Source organism: Streptomyces sp. JJ36 (assembly GCF_021696945.1).
Taxonomy (GTDB): Bacteria; Actinomycetota; Actinomycetes; order Streptomycetales; family Streptomycetaceae; genus Streptomyces.
The window spans coordinates 1-14,190 of record NZ_JACYHE010000073.1; the positions used below are offsets into that span (position 1 = coordinate 1).

Consider the following 14,190-nt stretch of genomic DNA (forward strand, 5'->3'; position numbering starts at 1 on the left):
AGCGGCCCGCCGGCCCGGAGCCCGCTCCCGGCGAACGGCCGCCCGGGCGCCCGCAGGGCGCCCGGCGGCGGAGGCTCGCCGGGCCGCCACCCGGCCCCGCACGCCCCGGCTTCTGGCGCAGCCCACTGCGCGGGCCCTGGCTGACCTCGGTGTTCGGTGCGGTGCTGCTCGCCGGCTTCGTCGTGGTCACGGTGACGGGCATGCTCTCGTACGCCGCCTACAACCCCGACCTGCACCCGGTCAACGACAAGACCCCGGACAAGGGCCTGCTGGGCTTCTACCTCTTCGACTGGCCCACCAGCCCGTACTGGCTCTACCGGGTCACCCAGGGTGTGCATGTGACGCTGGGTCTGGTGCTCGTCCCGGTGCTGCTGGCGAAGCTGTGGTCGGTCATCCCGAAGCTCTTCACCTGGCCGCCGCTGCGGTCGGTCCGGCACGCGGTGGACCGGGTCGCGCTGCTGCTCCTGGTGGGCAGCGCGCTCTTCGAGACGGTCACCGGGGTGCTCAACATCCAGCTCGAGTACGTCTTCCCCGGCTCCTTCTACCCCCTGCACTTCTACGGCGCCTGGGTGTTCGTCGCCGCGTTCACGGTGCACGTCGCCTCCCGTTTCGGCCGGATGCGCCGGGCGCTGCGCAGCCGCAGCCTGCGCGCGGAGCTGCGTACCCCGCTCGCCCGTACCGGACCCGAACCGCCCGACGCCCACGGGCTGGTGTCGCCGCGTCCCGCGGCGCCCACCGTGTCCCGGCGCGGCGCGCTGGGCCTCGTCGGTCTCGGTTCCGTCGCGCTGCTGGTCACGACGGCGGGGCAGAGCATCGGCGGGTCCCTGCGGAACACCGCGCTGCTGGCACCGCGCGGCCAGGACCCCGGCCCCGGCCCGAACGGCTTCCAGGTGAACAAGACCGCCGCCGTCCGTGGCATCCGCCCCGCCGACACCGGTCCGGACTGGCGGCTGCGGGTGCGCGGCGGCGGCCGGGAGGCGGTGCTGACCCGTCAGGAGCTGCTGGCGCTGCCGCAGCGTACGGCCGCGCTGCCCATCGCCTGCGTGGAGGGCTGGTCCACCGACGACCAGGAGTGGAGCGGTGTGCGGCTCACCGACCTGGCCGCCCTGGTCGGGCTGGGGGAGAGCCCGCCGGACGTGTACGTGCGGTCGCTCCAGCGCCGGGGGTCGTTCCGGGCGGCGGCGTTGCGCGAGAACCAGGTGCGCGATCCGCGTTCGCTGCTGGCCCTGCGGGTCAACGGGGCGGAGCTCTCCCTGGACCACGGCTACCCGGCGCGGATCATCGTGCCCAACAACCCCGGGGTCTTCAACACCAAGTGGGTCACCGCGCTCACCTTCGAGAGGCTGTCGTGAGGCGGGGGGCGACGGGCGGGCCACGGCCCGCGGAGTTCCCCGCCTGGGCAGTGGCGGTCGCGCTCGCCTCGTTCGCCCTCACCGGCTACGCCGGGGTGCGGCTGCTGGGGGGTGACGACCCGCTGGGCGTGGTGCTGTGGTTCGCCGGGGCCGCGGTCCTGCACGACCTGGTGCTGCTGCCGCTGTACGCCTCGGCCGACCGCCTGCTCCAGGCGCTCCCGCCGCGGCGGCGTGCGGGCGCGGCCCCGGTGTGGCTGAACCACGTGCGGGTGCCGGTCCTCGTCTCCGGGCTGCTGCTGCTCGTCTGGTATCCCCTGGTGCTGATGCGGGCGGAGCGGTACGAGCGCTACACGACCCTGTCGGACGACGGGTACCCGGTGCGCTGGGGGCTGCTCACCGCGGGGCTCTTCGCGGCCTCGGCGGTGCTGCTGGCCGTACGGCTGCTGCGGGCCCGCCGCACGGGCCGGGGCGACGGGGAGGGGCCCGGCGGAGACGGGCGTACGGAGGGGGCCGGGCCGCAGCGGCCCGGCCCCCCGGGGTGACCGCGCGCGGTCACCGGGTCGTGCGGATCACCTGCGCACCGCGTCCAGCGCGTCCACGATGCCGTAGCCGTAGAAGCTGTTCACCTTGGGGTTGCCGGTGCACTCGGCGTTCACCTCGCCGTCCCCGTCCGGGTCGTAGGGCTCGGTGGGGCAGCCCGGGTTGTCGGCCCAGGCCTTCATGCGCCACTGGATCTCCTGCGGCGTGGCCCACCGGTGCGTGCTCTTCACCAGCGCGGCCACGCCCGCGACGTGCGGGCCGGCCATCGAGGTGCCCTGCAGGAAGGCGTAGTCGCCGTCCGGCATGGTGGACAGCACCCGGCCGTTCTTCGCGTCGCCGCCCGGGATCTGGTAGCGGTCGCCGCCCGGGGCCGCCACGTCGACGACGCCGTCACCGTAGTTGGAGTAGTACGACTTCAGCGGCTGGGCGCCGGTCGCCGAGACGGTCGTCACGCCCGGGAGCTGGGCCGGGAGGTCCAGGCACTCGGAGGGGTCGATGGTGCGTTCGACCGGGGTGGTGTCGTCGGGGCTGGAGGTGTCCACCAGCTCGTCGGCGGCCAGGTCGTGCGCGGAGTTGCCCGCCGAGGCCACGTGGAGCACGCCCTCGCCCTCGGCGTACTCGGCCGCCCGTCCGACGGACTCCAGGATGGCCCGCTGGTCCGCGTGGTCCGGGCAGTTGTAGAGCCAGGGGTCGGTGTAGTAGCTGTTGTTCGTCACCTCCACCCCGTTCTCCGCGGCGAACATGAAGGCGCAGACCACGGCCTCCGGGTAGAACAGGTGCGTGCCCGGCTCGGAGACCTTGATCGAGGAGACCCGCACGCCCGGCGCGACGCCCGCGATGCCGACGTCGTTGCGCGCCGCCGCGATGATGCCCGCGACGTGGGTGCCGTGGTAGTGGCCGTCCGGGCCCGGGTAGGGACGCCAGGCGCCCTTCGAGGTGTCGGGCGTGCCGCCGACGCAGTTCGCCGACTGCCGGGCGGAGAAGTTCCGCTTCAGGTCCGGGTGGGTGTCGTCCACGCCGGTGTCGATGACGGCGACGGTCACGTTCCGGCGCCCGTCGCTGATCCGGTGGGCCTGGTCCGCCTTGATGGCCGGGATGTTCCACTGGAGGGACTCCAGCGGCTCCGGCGGCACCGCCCGCTTCCGCGCCTCGGGGGCTCGGGAACGGTTCTTCGCGGCGAGCTTCGCGGCCAGCGCCTCGGGGTTCTCGACGTACTGCGGCTTGCCGACGTCCGTGGTGCCGGCCGCCCGCAGCGGGGCGGTGCGGGTGGCGCCCGCCGAGTCGACGCCCGGAACCTCGCGCAGGGTCTCGGCGAAGGAGGGGTTCGCGGAGTGCGCGACGATCACGCCGATCTCGTCATGGGTGGTGACGACGGTGCCGCCGGCCTCCTCGACCTCCCGCTCCACCCGGTCGAGGGTCCGGTGGCCGGTGCCGGTGTTGACCACGTAGCTCAGCTTCTCGCCGTCCGTGGCCGGTGATGCGTCCTGGGCCAGAGCCGTGCCCGCACCCGGCAGCAGCGTCAGGGCCGCCAGGGACGTGCTCAGCGCCAGACCGAGCGGCACGGCGAAGGCGCGCCGCCGTCTGGTGGGCCGTGAATCCATGGGATCTCCATGTGTTCGGATGTGCCTACAGGTGACGGAAGTTACCGCTGTTGAGCACGGGACGGCAACGGAGCGCGAAAGAAAAACGACACAACGTGTTCGACCGGTCGGCGCCTCCGGACGGTGCCTCCCGGCGTCTACCCGGGGTGCTCCCGGGGTCCCGCCGGTGCGCCCGTCCTGCCGCCCGGCCGGTTCGCGGCGTCGGCTCCCACTCCGCCGCCCGGGTGGCGTCGCCGCTCCACGCTGGGTGCACGGACCGTAACTTCAACGAACTGTTGAATGTCACTCGCTTCACGTACGCTGCGAGACACGACGCAACCGTGGGAGGGCCGTCAGCATGCTGCTCGACACATACGGCAGGGTCGCCACCGACCTGCGCGTGTCGCTGACCGACCGCTGCAATCTGCGCTGCACCTACTGCATGCCCGAGGAGGGCCTGCAGTGGCTGGAGAAGCCCCGGCTGCTGACGGACGACGAGATCGTCCGCCTGGTCGGCGTCGCGGTGCGCCTGCTCGGCGTCGAGGAGGTCCGCTTCACCGGCGGCGAGCCGCTGCTCCGGCCCGGCCTGACCGGGATCGTCGAGCGCTGCGCCGCGCTGGAGCCCCGCCCCCGCATGTCGCTCACCACCAACGGCATCGGGCTGGAGCGCACCGCCGGCGCACTCCGGGACGCCGGCCTCGACCGGGTCAACGTCTCCCTGGACACCCTGCGCCCCGAGGTCTTCCAGCGGATGACCCGCCGCAAGCGCCACGACGACGTGCTGCGCGGCCTGCGGGCCGCCCGGGACGCCGGGCTCACCCCGGTCAAGGTCAACGCCGTGCTGATGCCCGGGCTCAACGACGACGAGGCGCCCGAACTGCTGGCCTGGGCCCTCGAGCACGACTACGAGCTCCGGTTCATCGAGCAGATGCCGCTGGACGCGCAGCACGGCTGGCACCGCGAGGGCATGATCACCGCGGGGGACGTCCTGAAGTCGCTGCGCACCCGCTTCACCCTCACCCCGGAGGACGCGGAGCAGCGCGGCTCCGCGCCGGCCGAGCGCTGGCTGGTGGACGGCGGGCCGCAGCGCGTGGGTGTCATCGCCTCCGTCACCCGTCCGTTCTGCAGCGCCTGCGACCGCACCCGGCTGACCGCCGACGGCCAGGTCCGCACCTGCCTCTTCGCCGAGGAGGAGACGGACCTGCGCGAGGCGCTGCGCCGCGGCGCGGCCGACGAGGAGGTCGCGGAGCTCTGGAAGACCGCCATGTGGGGCAAGAAGGCGGGCGCGGGGATCGACGACCCGTCGTTCGTCCAGCCGGCCCGCCCGATGTCAGCCATCGGCGGCTGAGCCCTCCCCACCGGGCCGGCCCTCGTCACCGGCGCCGGGCTCCTCCCACTCCGCGAGCCGCACCACGTCCTTCAGGAAGCCGCGCATCCCGAGGAAGGACGACAGGTGTTCCCGGTGCTCCTCGCAGGCCAGCCAGGTCTTGCGGCGCTCCGGCGTGTGCAGCTTCGGGTTGTTCCAGGCCAGCACCCACACGGCCGGGGCGCGGCAGCCCTTCGCGGAGCAGATGGGCGAGTCGGGGTTCTGCGGCGGGATCATGGCACCCATTCCAGCATCCCGGCCCCGCACACAGCGACGCCGGGCAGCCACGGGGGGAGCCGCCCGGCGTCGGTCCGTCGCTCCGACGGGGGATACGGAGCGCTCCAGAAGTATGGCATGCGAGGGGGCACGCAGTGCACCGGAACAGCACGATCGATCGGAGCTTTTCCCGGGCTTTGCGCGCCGGGAGGAGTCAACGCGCGTCGCTCCGGGAACCCCTGATTCCCTCCGCTTCGTCTTCCGGAACGTCCTCCGCCGGCCCCAGCATGGGGCGCGACGCACCCGTCACGAAGGTGGACGGCGAGGAGGGCGCGTTCTCCCGGCCCGCGTTGGCGATCACCACTGCGACATACGGCAGTGTCAGGCCCAGCACCAGCGTCACGACCGCGAGGGGGCGCTGCACGTTCCAGAGCACCACGGTCAGGATCACCGCCACCGTGCGGACCAGCATGGAGATCACATAGCGGCGCTGCCGCCCGCGCACGTCCTCGTCCAGCCCCTGCCGGGCCCCCGTGATCCGGAAGACCGGGGGTGCCTGCCGCTTCCGCATCACGTTCCACCACCCGCTCGTAGGCCGGAAACCCGTCGTTTCCGGACGCTTCCCACGGTACGCCGGGCCTCGGCGCGGCGACGGTGCGGGCCCGGGTGCGACGGCGGGAACCGGGCCGGCGCCGGGGCCCGCCCCTCCGGGCGCCGCGGCCCGGCGGGGCGGGGGGCCGGTCACACCCCCCGGCTGACGGAGCTCATGTTGAAGTCGGGGACGCGCAGCGCGGGCATCGCGGCCCGGGTGAACCAGTCCGACCACTCCCGGGGCAGCGTCCGCACGGTGCGGGACGCCTCGGTGGCCCGGGAGAGCAGCCCGACCGGGGACTCGTTGAACCGGAAGTTGTTCACCGCGCCCGTCACCTCGCCGTTCTCCACCAGATAGACCCCGTCCCGGGTCAGACCGGTGAGCAGCAGCGTCGCCGGATCCACCTCCCGGATGTACCAGAGACAGGTGAGCAGCAGCCCGCGCTCGGTACCCGCCACCATCTCCTCCAGCGAAGCCTCCCCGCCGCCGTCCAGGACCAGGTTGTCCACCGGCGGGGCCACCGGGAGCCCGGTCAGCCCCGCGCTGTGCCGGGTGGTCACCAGGTGCTCCAGCCTGCCCTCCCGTACCCAGTCGGTGGCGGCCAGCGGCAGCCCGTTGTCGAAGACCGACTCGGTGTCCCCCGAGGCGTGCGCCATCAGGAACGGCGCCGCCTCCAGCCCGGGCTCGGCCGGGTCGCTGCGGAGCGTCAGCGGCAGCTCCGACAGTCGCTCCCCGACCCGGGTGCGGCCGCCCGGCCGGCTGAAGACGGTGCGTCCCTCCGCCGCGTCCCGGGCGCCGGAGGACCAGAGCTGGTAGATCAGCAGATCCGCCACCGCCGTCGGGGGCAGCAGCGTCTCGTACCGGCCGGCGGGCAGTTCCAGCCGCCGCTCCGCCCAGCCCAGCCGCTGCGCGAGCTCCGCCTCCAGGGCGCCGGGGTCCACGTCCCGGAAGTCGCGGGTGGACCGCCCGGCCCAGGCGGACCGTGCGCCGTCCCGGGACTTGGCGTTCACCTCCAGCGTCCCCGTCGGCTGGTCGTGGCGCAGCCGCAGCCCCGAGGAGGTGCCCAGATAGCTGGAGACCACGGTGTGGCTGGCGAAGCCGTACAGCTCCCGGTCGCCCGCCCGGGCCCGGGCGAAGGACTCGCCGAGCGCCGGGGCGAACTCCGCGAACACCCCCGACGAGGTCTCGTCGGGCCCCGACGTGAAGCCGGGCGACTCCGGCACCCCGGTCACCAGCGGCTGCGCGTCCTCCGCCGGCCCCGCAGTGCGGGCCGCCTCCTCCGCCGCCCGCACCAGCGGCTCCAGCTCCTCCGTCGTCACGGCCGAGCGGGAGACCACGCCGGAGGCCGTGCCCTGCGCGCCGTCCACGGTGGCGACCACGGTCAGCGAGCGGCCGCGGGTCACGCCGTTGGTGGTCAGCGCGTTCCGCGCCCAGCGCAGGTTCGCCGTCGACTGCTCGTCCGCGAGGACGACACAGCCGTCCGCGCGGGAGAGCTCCAGCGCCCGCTCGACGATCTCGTGCGGCTTGCTCATCGCCCGGCCTCCTGCGTGGTGTTGAGGATGTTGACGCCGCGGAAGAGCGCCGAGGGGCAGCCGTGGGACACGGCGGCGATCTGGCCCGGCTGCGCCTTGCCGCAGTTGAAGGCCCCGCCCAGCACGTACGTCTGCGGCCCGCCGACCGCCTCCAGGGAGCCCCAGAAGTCGGTGGTGGTGGCCTGGTAGGCCACGTCCCGGAGCTGCCCGGCGAGCCGCCCGTTCTCGATCCGGAAGAAGCGCTGGCCGGTGAACTGGAAGTTGTAGCGCTGCATGTCGATCGACCAGGAGCGGTCGCCGACCACGTAGATCCCGCGCTGCACCCCGGCGATCAGCTCCTCGGTGGACGGGCCGGCGGCGGCCGGCTGCAGCGACACGTTCGCCATCCGCTGCACCGGCACATGGCCGGGGGAGTCGGCGAAGGCGCAGCCGTTGGACCGGCCCAGGCCGGTGAGCTTCGCGATCCGCCGGTCGAGCTGGTAGCCGACGAGCGTGCCGTCCCGCACCAGGTCCCAGGACTGCGCGGCCACACCCTCGTCGTCGTAGCCGATGGTGGCCAGCCCGTGCTCCACCGTGCGGTCGCCCGTCACCTGCATCACCGGGGAGCCGTAGCGCAGCGTCCCCAACTGGTCGAAGGTGGCGAAGGAGGTGCCGGCGTAGGCCGCCTCGTAGCCCAGCGCGCGGTCGAGTTCGGTGGCGTGCCCGACGGACTCGTGGATGGTCAGCCACAGGTTCGACGGATCGACCACCAGGTCGTACGCGCCCGGCTCGATGCTCGGCGCCCGCAGCTTCTCGGCCAGCAGCCCGGGGATGCGCTCCAGCTCCGCGTCCCAGTCCCAGCCGGTGCCGCGGGCGTACTCCCAGCCCCGTCCTACCGGCGGGGCGCAGGTGCGCATGGAGTCGAACTCACCCGAGTCCGTCACCGCCACCGCGGTCAGCACCGGGTGCAGCCGCACCCGCTGCTGGGTGGTGACGGTGCCGGCGGTGTCGGCGTAGAACTTGTTCTCCTGCACCGTCAGCAGCAGTGCGTCGACATGGCTGACGCCCTCCCCCCGGAGCATCCGCTCGCTCCACTCGGTGAGCTGCCCGGTCTTCTCCGCGTCCGGCACGTCGAACGGGTTCACCTCGTAGGCCGAGACCCAGGTGCGGTCGCCGTGCACCGGCTCCTCCGCCAGCTCCACCGGCCCGCCCGTCTCCCACCACCGCCCTTCGCCGGAGGCGCTGCGCGCCGCTGCGTCACTGCCGGCGGCCTCGCTCACCCGCGCGGACAGCCGGGCCATCTCCACGGCCCGCTCGGCGACCCTGGCCGCCGCATCCGTGGTCGGGTCGACGCCGGCGGCGAAGCCCCAGCCGCCGCCGTGCACCACCCGCACCGCGTACCCGGTGTCGGTGCTGTCCGAGGAACCGGCCGGGCGCGCGTCCCGTAGCCGCCAGGACGCGTCCCGGATCCGCTCGTACCGGAAGTCGGCGTGCTCCGCTCCCAGCTCCCGCGCCCGCGCGAGCGCCGCGTCGGCGAGCGTGCGCAGCGGGAGCGCGAGGAAGGACGGATCGATCTCGTGCGTGTGCGCCATGGGCGCCTCCCCCTCGGGGTCGTCGGCAGGCTCTCGAAGTGATCGTCGCGGTGCGTCCACCGCAGTGCATGATGCCCCTTCTCCACGACGGTCTCCACGCGATGACCACCGCGCGCGCCGCGTCCTGCGCGCGCTGCCCGGGGTGCCGGGTCACGGCTCTCGACTGCTCGGCGGTCGGCCGCTTCTGGGCGGAGGCGCTCGGCCGGAGCGCCTACTGCCGGGGGATGCGTACGCCGGCACGTGGGCGGGCCGGGTGCGCCGTGGGGGTGGAGAGCCGGGGTGGCGCGTACCGCTTTCGGGGGTATTTTCCTTCCCGGGGTGCCGGAGCGGGGAGCCGTCCCGGGGGCGTCCGCCGTCCGGCCGGTACGCACCGGAGGGCGCCGGGCGGGCGGTGCCCCGGGCGGCCCTGCGGGCTGCCGGGCGCCGCTTCCGGGGCGTGCCCCGTGGTGCCCCCGCACCGCCCGGGCGCTGTAGGGATTCCACAGGGGCCGTGTCAGTCCCCTGTCAGCGCCCGATTCCCCGGATCGCAGCGACACCCGATAGTTTCGTGTGGCAGCACCCGACCTGCTCCTCTCACGAAAGGGTGGTCCCGCCTTGAGTCGCTCGGTACTCGTCACCGGAGGCAACCGCGGCATCGGCCTCGCCATCGCCCGTGCCTTCGCCGACGCAGGCGACAAGGTCGCCCTCACCTACCGCTCCGGGGAGCCCCCGGAAGGCTTCCTCGCGGTCAAGTGCGACATCACCGAGCCCGAGCAGGTGGAGCAGGCCTACAAGGAGATCGAGGAGAAGCAGGGCCCGGTCGAGGTGCTGGTGGCGAACGCCGGCATCACCCGCGACCAGTTGCTGCTGCGGATGTCCGAGGAGGACTTCGCCTCGGTCCTGGAGACGAACCTGACCGGCACCTTCCGGGTGGTCAAGCGCGCCAGCCGCGGCATGCTGCGCGCCCGCCGCGGCCGTATCGTGCTGATCTCCTCGGTCGTCGGGCTGCTCGGATCCGCGGGACAGGCCAACTACGCCGCCTCCAAGGCCGGTCTGGTCGGCTTCGCCCGGTCCCTCGCGCGCGAGCTGGGCTCGCGCAACATCACCTGCAACGTGGTCGCGCCCGGCTTCGTCGACACCGACATGACGAAGGTGCTCAGCGAGGAGCAGCGGGAGGGCATCGTCCAGCAGGTGCCGCTGGGCCGCTACGCCCGGCCCGAGGAGATCGCCTCCTCCGTCCGCTTCCTCGCCTCCGAGGAGGCCGCGTACATCACCGGAGCCGTCATCCCTGTCGACGGCGGATTGGGCATGGGTCACTGATCGTCATGAGTGGACTTCTCGCCGGAAAGCGCATCCTGGTCACGGGCGTCCTGACGGACTCCTCGATCGCCTTCCATGTCGCCAGGCTCGCCCAGGAGGAGGGCGCCGAGGTCGTCCTCACCGGCTTCGGCCGGCTGAGCCTGGTCCAGCGCATCGCCAAGCGGTTGCCCAAGGAGGCGCCGGTCGTCGAGCTGGACGTGCAGAACAAGGCGCACCTGGAGGGGCTCGCGGAGCAGGTCGCCGAGCACTTCGGCCCCGACGCCTCGCTGGACGGCGTCGTGCACTCCATCGCCTTCGCGCCGCAGGACGCTCTCGGGGGCAACTTCCTGCACACCGAGTGGGAGTCGGTCGCCACGGCGGTGGAGGTCTCCGCGTACTCGCTGAAGTCGCTGACCACGGCGCTGCTGCCGCTGCTGGAGAAGCGGGGCGGCTCGGTCGTGGGCCTCGACTTCGACGCGCAGTCCGCGTGGCCCAAGTACGACTGGATGGGTGTCGCCAAGGCCGCCCTGGAGTCGACCTCCCGCTATCTGGCCCGGGACCTCGGGCACAAGGACATCCGCTGCAACCTGGTCTCGGCCGGGCCGATCAAGTCCATGGCCGCCAAGTCCATCCCGGGCTTCGAGGAGCTGGCGGACGTGTGGGACGACCGTGCCCCGATCCGCTGGGACCTCACCGACCCGGAGCCGGCGGCCCGCGGCGTGGTGGCGCTGCTGTCCGACTGGTTCCCGAAGACGACGGGCGAGATCGTGCACGTCGACGGCGGGGTGCACATGATGGGGGCCTGACCCCGTCCGCGGACGTGGGGGTGCCGGCGGGAGACCGCCGGCACCCCTTTTTCCTGCCCGAGAGGGTGACGACATCAGCATGTCATGACAAACTCAGTGCGCCGTGCCGTGCCGTCGACCAAGGAGCTGTCCCATGCAGATCGGACTCATCGGAACCGGGCGTATCGGCGCCTTCCACGCGGAGACGCTGAGCGGCCTGCCCGGCGTCGACCGGGTGCTGGTCGCCGACGCGGACGCCGGGCGGGCCCGCGCGCTGGCGGACAAGCTCGGCCTGGACGCCGCCGGCAGCGTCCGGGAGCTGTACGCGGCCCGCCCCGACGGGGTCGTCGTCACCGCGGCGACCGGCGCGCACGAGGACCTGCTGCACGGCGCGCTGGACGCCGGGGTGCCGGTGTTCTGCGAGAAGCCGGTCGCGCTGGACGTCCCCGGCACCGTCGGCGTGGTGCGGCGCGCGGAGCAGAGCGACGTCCCGGTGCAGATCGGCTTCCAGCGCCGCTTCGACGCCGGATACCTCGCCGCCCGCCGGGCCCTCCGGGACGGCGAGCTGGGCTGGCTGCACACCCTGCGCGCGACCACCTGCGACCAGCACCCGCCGCACGCCTCCTACATCCCCACCTCGGGCGGCCTCTTCCGGGACTGCAGCATCCACGACTTCGACATCATGCGCTGGCTCACCGGCCGTGAGGTGGTCTCCGTCTACGCCCAGGGCGCGAACCGCGGCGCGCCGTTCTTCCGCACGGGCGACGACGTCGACACCTGCGCCGCGCTGCTCCGCTTCGACGACGACGTGCTCGCCACCGTCACCGCGACCCGCTACAACGGCGCGGGGCACGACGTCCGGCTGGAGATCTGCGGCAGCGAGGACTCCCGCATCGTGGGCCTGGACGACCGGGCGCCGCTGCCCACCGCGGAGGCCCGGGTCTCCTGGCGGCGGGACGCGCCGTACACCACCTTCATGGAGCGCTTCCACGACGCCTACGTCGCCGAACTGGGTCACTTCACCGAGGTCGCCGCGGGCCGCGCGGAGAGCCCGTGCACCCCCGCGGAGGCGCTGGAGGCGCTGTACGTCGCGGAGGCCTGCGACCTGTCCCGGCGCACCGGCGAGCCGGTGGAGCTCGCCGCCGTACGCGCCCGGCCGGCGGCCTGAACCCGGAGCCCGCACCGGGGCCCGGGCCCGACGCCGGCACGCACCCGCCCGCCGGGCGGACCCTAGGCGGGAGCGGCCGGCGCCGCCGCGCCGGCGACCCGGGACTCCCACTCCTGGGTGTACGAGCCGGCCTCCCGCGCCGCGGTCTCCGCGTCCCCGGCCCGGATCGCCGCGATCATCCGGGAGTGGTCCAGATGGGCCTCCGGGCGGAGCCGCTCGCCCACGTCGCTGCGCAGGAAGGTGCGGAGCACATGGCCGAGGTCGGCGTAGAGCGCGGTGAGCACCTCGTTGTGCGAGGCGGCCACCACCGCCAGGTGCAGATTGGCGTCCGCCTCCACGAAGCGCTCCACCTCGCCCGAGTCCCAGGCCGCCTCCCGCCGCTCCAGCAGCACCTCCAGGTGTGCCATGTCCTGCTCGGTGCGCCGCAGCGCCGCCAGCCGGGCGCCGGACGCCTCCAGGGTGGACCGTAGCTCGGCGACGTGCACGGGGTCGGCGCCGGCGAACCGCCGGTGCATCACCCCCGCGAGCTCGCTGGTGGCGACCACATAGGTGCCGGAGCCCTGCCGGATGTCCAGCAGGCCGTTGTGCGCCAGGGCGCGCACCGCCTCGCGCACGGTGTTGCGGGCGACACCGAGTTGCTCCACCAGCTCCGGTTCGGTGGGGATGCGGGACCCGACCGGCCATTCCCCGGAGGTGATCTGGGCCCGCAGCGAGTTGATCACCTGGTCGGCGAGGGCGGAGCGGTGCGGTGAGGACAGCGGCATGACTCTCCTGTCGGGACGGGTGCGGGCAGGTTACGGCACGGGCCCCGGGGGCGGCCGGGAGGAGATACGGATTGGCGTCAATTCATCCCATGATTCTATGATGGGCCGCATGGCCACGGCAGACGACGACCTCAAGACCCGCTCCCGCACCCCCGCATCCGCCGGTTCCGGCCCGTCGTCCCCGTCCCGGCCCCCGGCCGCCGGCCCGTCCCGGGCACCGGGCGGCTCCCGCCGTACGCGGCTGCTGGTGGCCGCCGGGCTGGTGCTCGCGGCGCTCAACCTCCGGCCCGCCGTCTCCGGCCTCGGCCCGCTGCTCGAGGAGGTACGGGCCGGCCTGGGCATGAGCGGCACCGTGGCCGGCCTCCTCACCGCCGTGCCCTCCCTGTGCTTCGCCGTCTTCGGCGGCCTGGCGCCGCGGCTCGCCCGCCGCTGGGGGCCCGCCGCCGTCGTGCTCGCCGGCATGGCCGCCGTCACGGCCGGGCTCGCGCTGCGGTCCTTCGCCGGCCACACCGCGCCGTTCCTGGCGGCCAGCGCCCTGGCCCTGGCCGGTATCGCGGTGAGCAACGTGCTGATGCCCGTCGTCGTCAAGCACTGGTTCCCCGACCGGGTCGGCTCGATGACCGGTCTCTACTCCATGGCGCTGGCCCTCGGCACCGCGGGCGCCGCCGCCGTCACCGTGCCCATGACCGAGGCGCTCGGCGGAAGCTGGCGCGTCGGCCTCGGGGCGTGGGCGGTGCTCGGCGTGCTCGCCCTGGCGCCGTGGACCGCCGTGCTCCGCGACGGCCGCCCGGCCCGTGAGCCGGGCGGCGGGGCGGCGGAACCCGCAGGGCCCGCATCACCCGCCGGCGGCGGGGGCGCCGCCGTCCGCATCACCCGCTCGCCCACCGCCTGGGCGCTGGGCGTCTTCTTCGGCCTGCAGGCGTCCGCCGCGTACATCACCATGGGCTGGCTGCCCCAGATCTTCCGGGACGCCGGGGTCTCCGCCTCCGCCGCCGGGGCCATGCTCGCCGTGACGATGGGCATGGGCATCCCGCTCTCCTTCGTGCTGCCGCGCATCGCCGCACGGCTCAGCCACCAGGGGCCGCTGGTCGCCATCCTGGGGCTCTGCGGCCTGTCGGGATACGCCGGGCTGTGGTCCGCCCCCGCCTCCGGCGCCTGGGCCTGGGCGCTGTTGCTCGGCGTCTCGAACTGCGCCTTCCCGCTGGTCCTGACGATGATCGGGATGCGTTCGCGGACCAGTGCGGGCGTCGTCAAGCTCTCGGCCTTCGCGCAGAGCACCGGCTATCTCCTCTCCATCCCCGGGCCGCTGCTGGTCGGCGCGCTGCGGCAGCACAGCGGGGGCTGGCACCTGCCGCTGCTGCTGATGACCACGCTGATGGTCGTCCAGATCGGCGTCGGCATGCTGGCAGGCCGGGACCGGTGCGTCGAGGACGGGCGCTGAGTGGG

At 73.9% G+C, this 14,190-nt stretch carries 13 protein-coding genes; 7 read left to right on the plus strand and 6 right to left on the minus strand.

From position 1 onward, the window contains the following. Positions 1 to 125 precede the first annotated feature (125 nt). Together HOY81_RS22135 and HOY81_RS22140 are read left to right on the plus strand one after the other, a co-directional pair. Positions 126 to 1,352, plus strand: coding sequence for a molybdopterin-dependent oxidoreductase (locus HOY81_RS22135; RefSeq protein ID WP_237322316.1), 1,227 nt, complete (start codon positions 126 to 128; stop codon positions 1,350 to 1,352). Positions 1,353 to 1,402: 50 nt separating this feature from the next. Continuing rightward, on the plus strand, positions 1,403 to 1,894 hold the full coding sequence (locus tag HOY81_RS22140; RefSeq protein ID WP_237322259.1) for a hypothetical protein: 492 nt from the start codon (positions 1,403 to 1,405) through the stop codon (positions 1,892 to 1,894). 27 nt (positions 1,895 to 1,921) lie between these two features. Here HOY81_RS22140 and HOY81_RS22145 read toward each other — a convergent pair whose 3' ends face one another. After that, the gene (locus tag HOY81_RS22145) at positions 1,922 to 3,493 is read right to left on the minus strand and encodes a S8 family serine peptidase (RefSeq protein ID WP_237322261.1); all 1,572 of its coding nucleotides are present in this window, start codon (positions 3,491 to 3,493) and stop codon (positions 1,922 to 1,924) included. A 337-nt stretch (positions 3,494 to 3,830) separates the two neighbouring features. Between HOY81_RS22145 and moaA the strand changes: the two genes are divergently transcribed. After that, the gene (gene moaA, locus HOY81_RS22150; RefSeq protein ID WP_237322263.1) at positions 3,831 to 4,820 is read left to right on the plus strand and encodes a GTP 3',8-cyclase MoaA; all 990 of its coding nucleotides are present in this window, start codon (positions 3,831 to 3,833) and stop codon (positions 4,818 to 4,820) included. Here the strand turns inward: moaA and HOY81_RS22155 are convergent. From HOY81_RS22155 to HOY81_RS22170, 4 genes are all read right to left on the minus strand, one after another. After that, entirely contained in the window at positions 4,803 to 5,075 is a 273-nt protein-coding gene (locus HOY81_RS22155; RefSeq protein WP_237322265.1) for a hypothetical protein, read from the minus strand. The two genes, moaA and HOY81_RS22155, sit on opposite strands and share 18 nt — an antisense overlap. Positions 5,076 to 5,268: 193 nt before the next feature. Beyond that, a complete protein-coding gene (locus HOY81_RS22160; RefSeq protein WP_237322267.1) occupies positions 5,269 to 5,625 on the minus strand; it encodes a DUF3099 domain-containing protein in 357 nt (118 codons plus the stop codon). 170 nt (positions 5,626 to 5,795) lie between these two features. Continuing rightward, positions 5,796 to 7,178 (minus strand): metallopeptidase TldD-related protein, encoded by a 1,383-nt coding sequence (locus HOY81_RS22165; RefSeq protein ID WP_237322270.1) that lies wholly within the window; start codon positions 7,176 to 7,178, stop codon positions 5,796 to 5,798. Continuing rightward, on the minus strand, positions 7,175 to 8,749 hold the full coding sequence (locus HOY81_RS22170) for a TldD/PmbA family protein (RefSeq protein WP_237322272.1): 1,575 nt from the start codon (positions 8,747 to 8,749) through the stop codon (positions 7,175 to 7,177). Before HOY81_RS22170 ends, HOY81_RS22165 begins: the two co-directional genes overlap by 4 nt. A 594-nt stretch (positions 8,750 to 9,343) precedes the next feature. Between HOY81_RS22170 and fabG the strand changes: the two genes are divergently transcribed. The 3 genes from fabG to HOY81_RS22185 all read left to right on the plus strand — a co-directional run bounded on the left by fabG (position 9,344) and on the right by HOY81_RS22185 (position 11,980). Next, complete coding sequence (gene fabG / locus HOY81_RS22175) at positions 9,344 to 10,048, plus strand: 3-oxoacyl-[acyl-carrier-protein] reductase (protein WP_237322274.1); 705 nt, start codon at positions 9,344 to 9,346, stop codon at positions 10,046 to 10,048. 5 nt (positions 10,049 to 10,053) lie between these two features. After that, the gene (gene fabI, locus HOY81_RS22180) at positions 10,054 to 10,833 is read left to right on the plus strand and encodes an enoyl-ACP reductase FabI (protein WP_237322276.1); all 780 of its coding nucleotides are present in this window, start codon (positions 10,054 to 10,056) and stop codon (positions 10,831 to 10,833) included. A gap of 133 nt (positions 10,834 to 10,966) precedes the next feature. Next, positions 10,967 to 11,980, plus strand: a complete 1,014-nt coding sequence (locus HOY81_RS22185; RefSeq protein ID WP_237322278.1) for a Gfo/Idh/MocA family oxidoreductase — start codon at positions 10,967 to 10,969, stop codon at positions 11,978 to 11,980. A 62-nt stretch (positions 11,981 to 12,042) separates the two neighbouring features. Here HOY81_RS22185 and HOY81_RS22190 read toward each other — a convergent pair whose 3' ends face one another. Continuing rightward, the gene (locus tag HOY81_RS22190; protein ID WP_237322280.1) at positions 12,043 to 12,744 is read right to left on the minus strand and encodes a FadR/GntR family transcriptional regulator; all 702 of its coding nucleotides are present in this window, start codon (positions 12,742 to 12,744) and stop codon (positions 12,043 to 12,045) included. 109 nt (positions 12,745 to 12,853) lie between these two features. Between HOY81_RS22190 and HOY81_RS22195 the strand changes: the two genes are divergently transcribed. Then, complete coding sequence (locus HOY81_RS22195; protein WP_237322282.1) at positions 12,854 to 14,185, plus strand: MFS transporter; 1,332 nt, start codon at positions 12,854 to 12,856, stop codon at positions 14,183 to 14,185. Positions 14,186 to 14,190 lie beyond the last annotated feature (5 nt).

What these genes read in the sequence shown, in the direction of transcription:
- HOY81_RS22190 (WP_237322280.1), bottom strand. Translation starts at nt 12,744, where the DNA reads ATGCCGCTGTCCTCACCGCACCGCTCCGCCCTCGCCGACCAGGTGATC.
- HOY81_RS22155 (WP_237322265.1), bottom strand. Translation starts at nt 5,075, where the DNA reads ATGATCCCGCCGCAGAACCCCGACTCGCCCATCTGCTCCGCGAAGGGC.
- moaA (WP_237322263.1), top strand. Translation starts at nt 3,831, where the DNA reads ATGCTGCTCGACACATACGGCAGGGTCGCCACCGACCTGCGCGTGTCG.
- fabI (WP_237322276.1), top strand. Translation starts at nt 10,054, where the DNA reads ATGAGTGGACTTCTCGCCGGAAAGCGCATCCTGGTCACGGGCGTCCTG.
- HOY81_RS22160 (WP_237322267.1), bottom strand. Translation starts at nt 5,625, where the DNA reads ATGCGGAAGCGGCAGGCACCCCCGGTCTTCCGGATCACGGGGGCCCGG.
- HOY81_RS22185 (WP_237322278.1), top strand. Translation starts at nt 10,967, where the DNA reads ATGCAGATCGGACTCATCGGAACCGGGCGTATCGGCGCCTTCCACGCG.
- HOY81_RS22170 (WP_237322272.1), bottom strand. Translation starts at nt 8,749, where the DNA reads ATGGCGCACACGCACGAGATCGATCCGTCCTTCCTCGCGCTCCCGCTG.
- HOY81_RS22145 (WP_237322261.1), bottom strand. Translation starts at nt 3,493, where the DNA reads ATGGATTCACGGCCCACCAGACGGCGGCGCGCCTTCGCCGTGCCGCTC.
- HOY81_RS22195 (WP_237322282.1), top strand. Translation starts at nt 12,854, where the DNA reads ATGGCCACGGCAGACGACGACCTCAAGACCCGCTCCCGCACCCCCGCA.
- HOY81_RS22165 (WP_237322270.1), bottom strand. Translation starts at nt 7,178, where the DNA reads ATGAGCAAGCCGCACGAGATCGTCGAGCGGGCGCTGGAGCTCTCCCGC.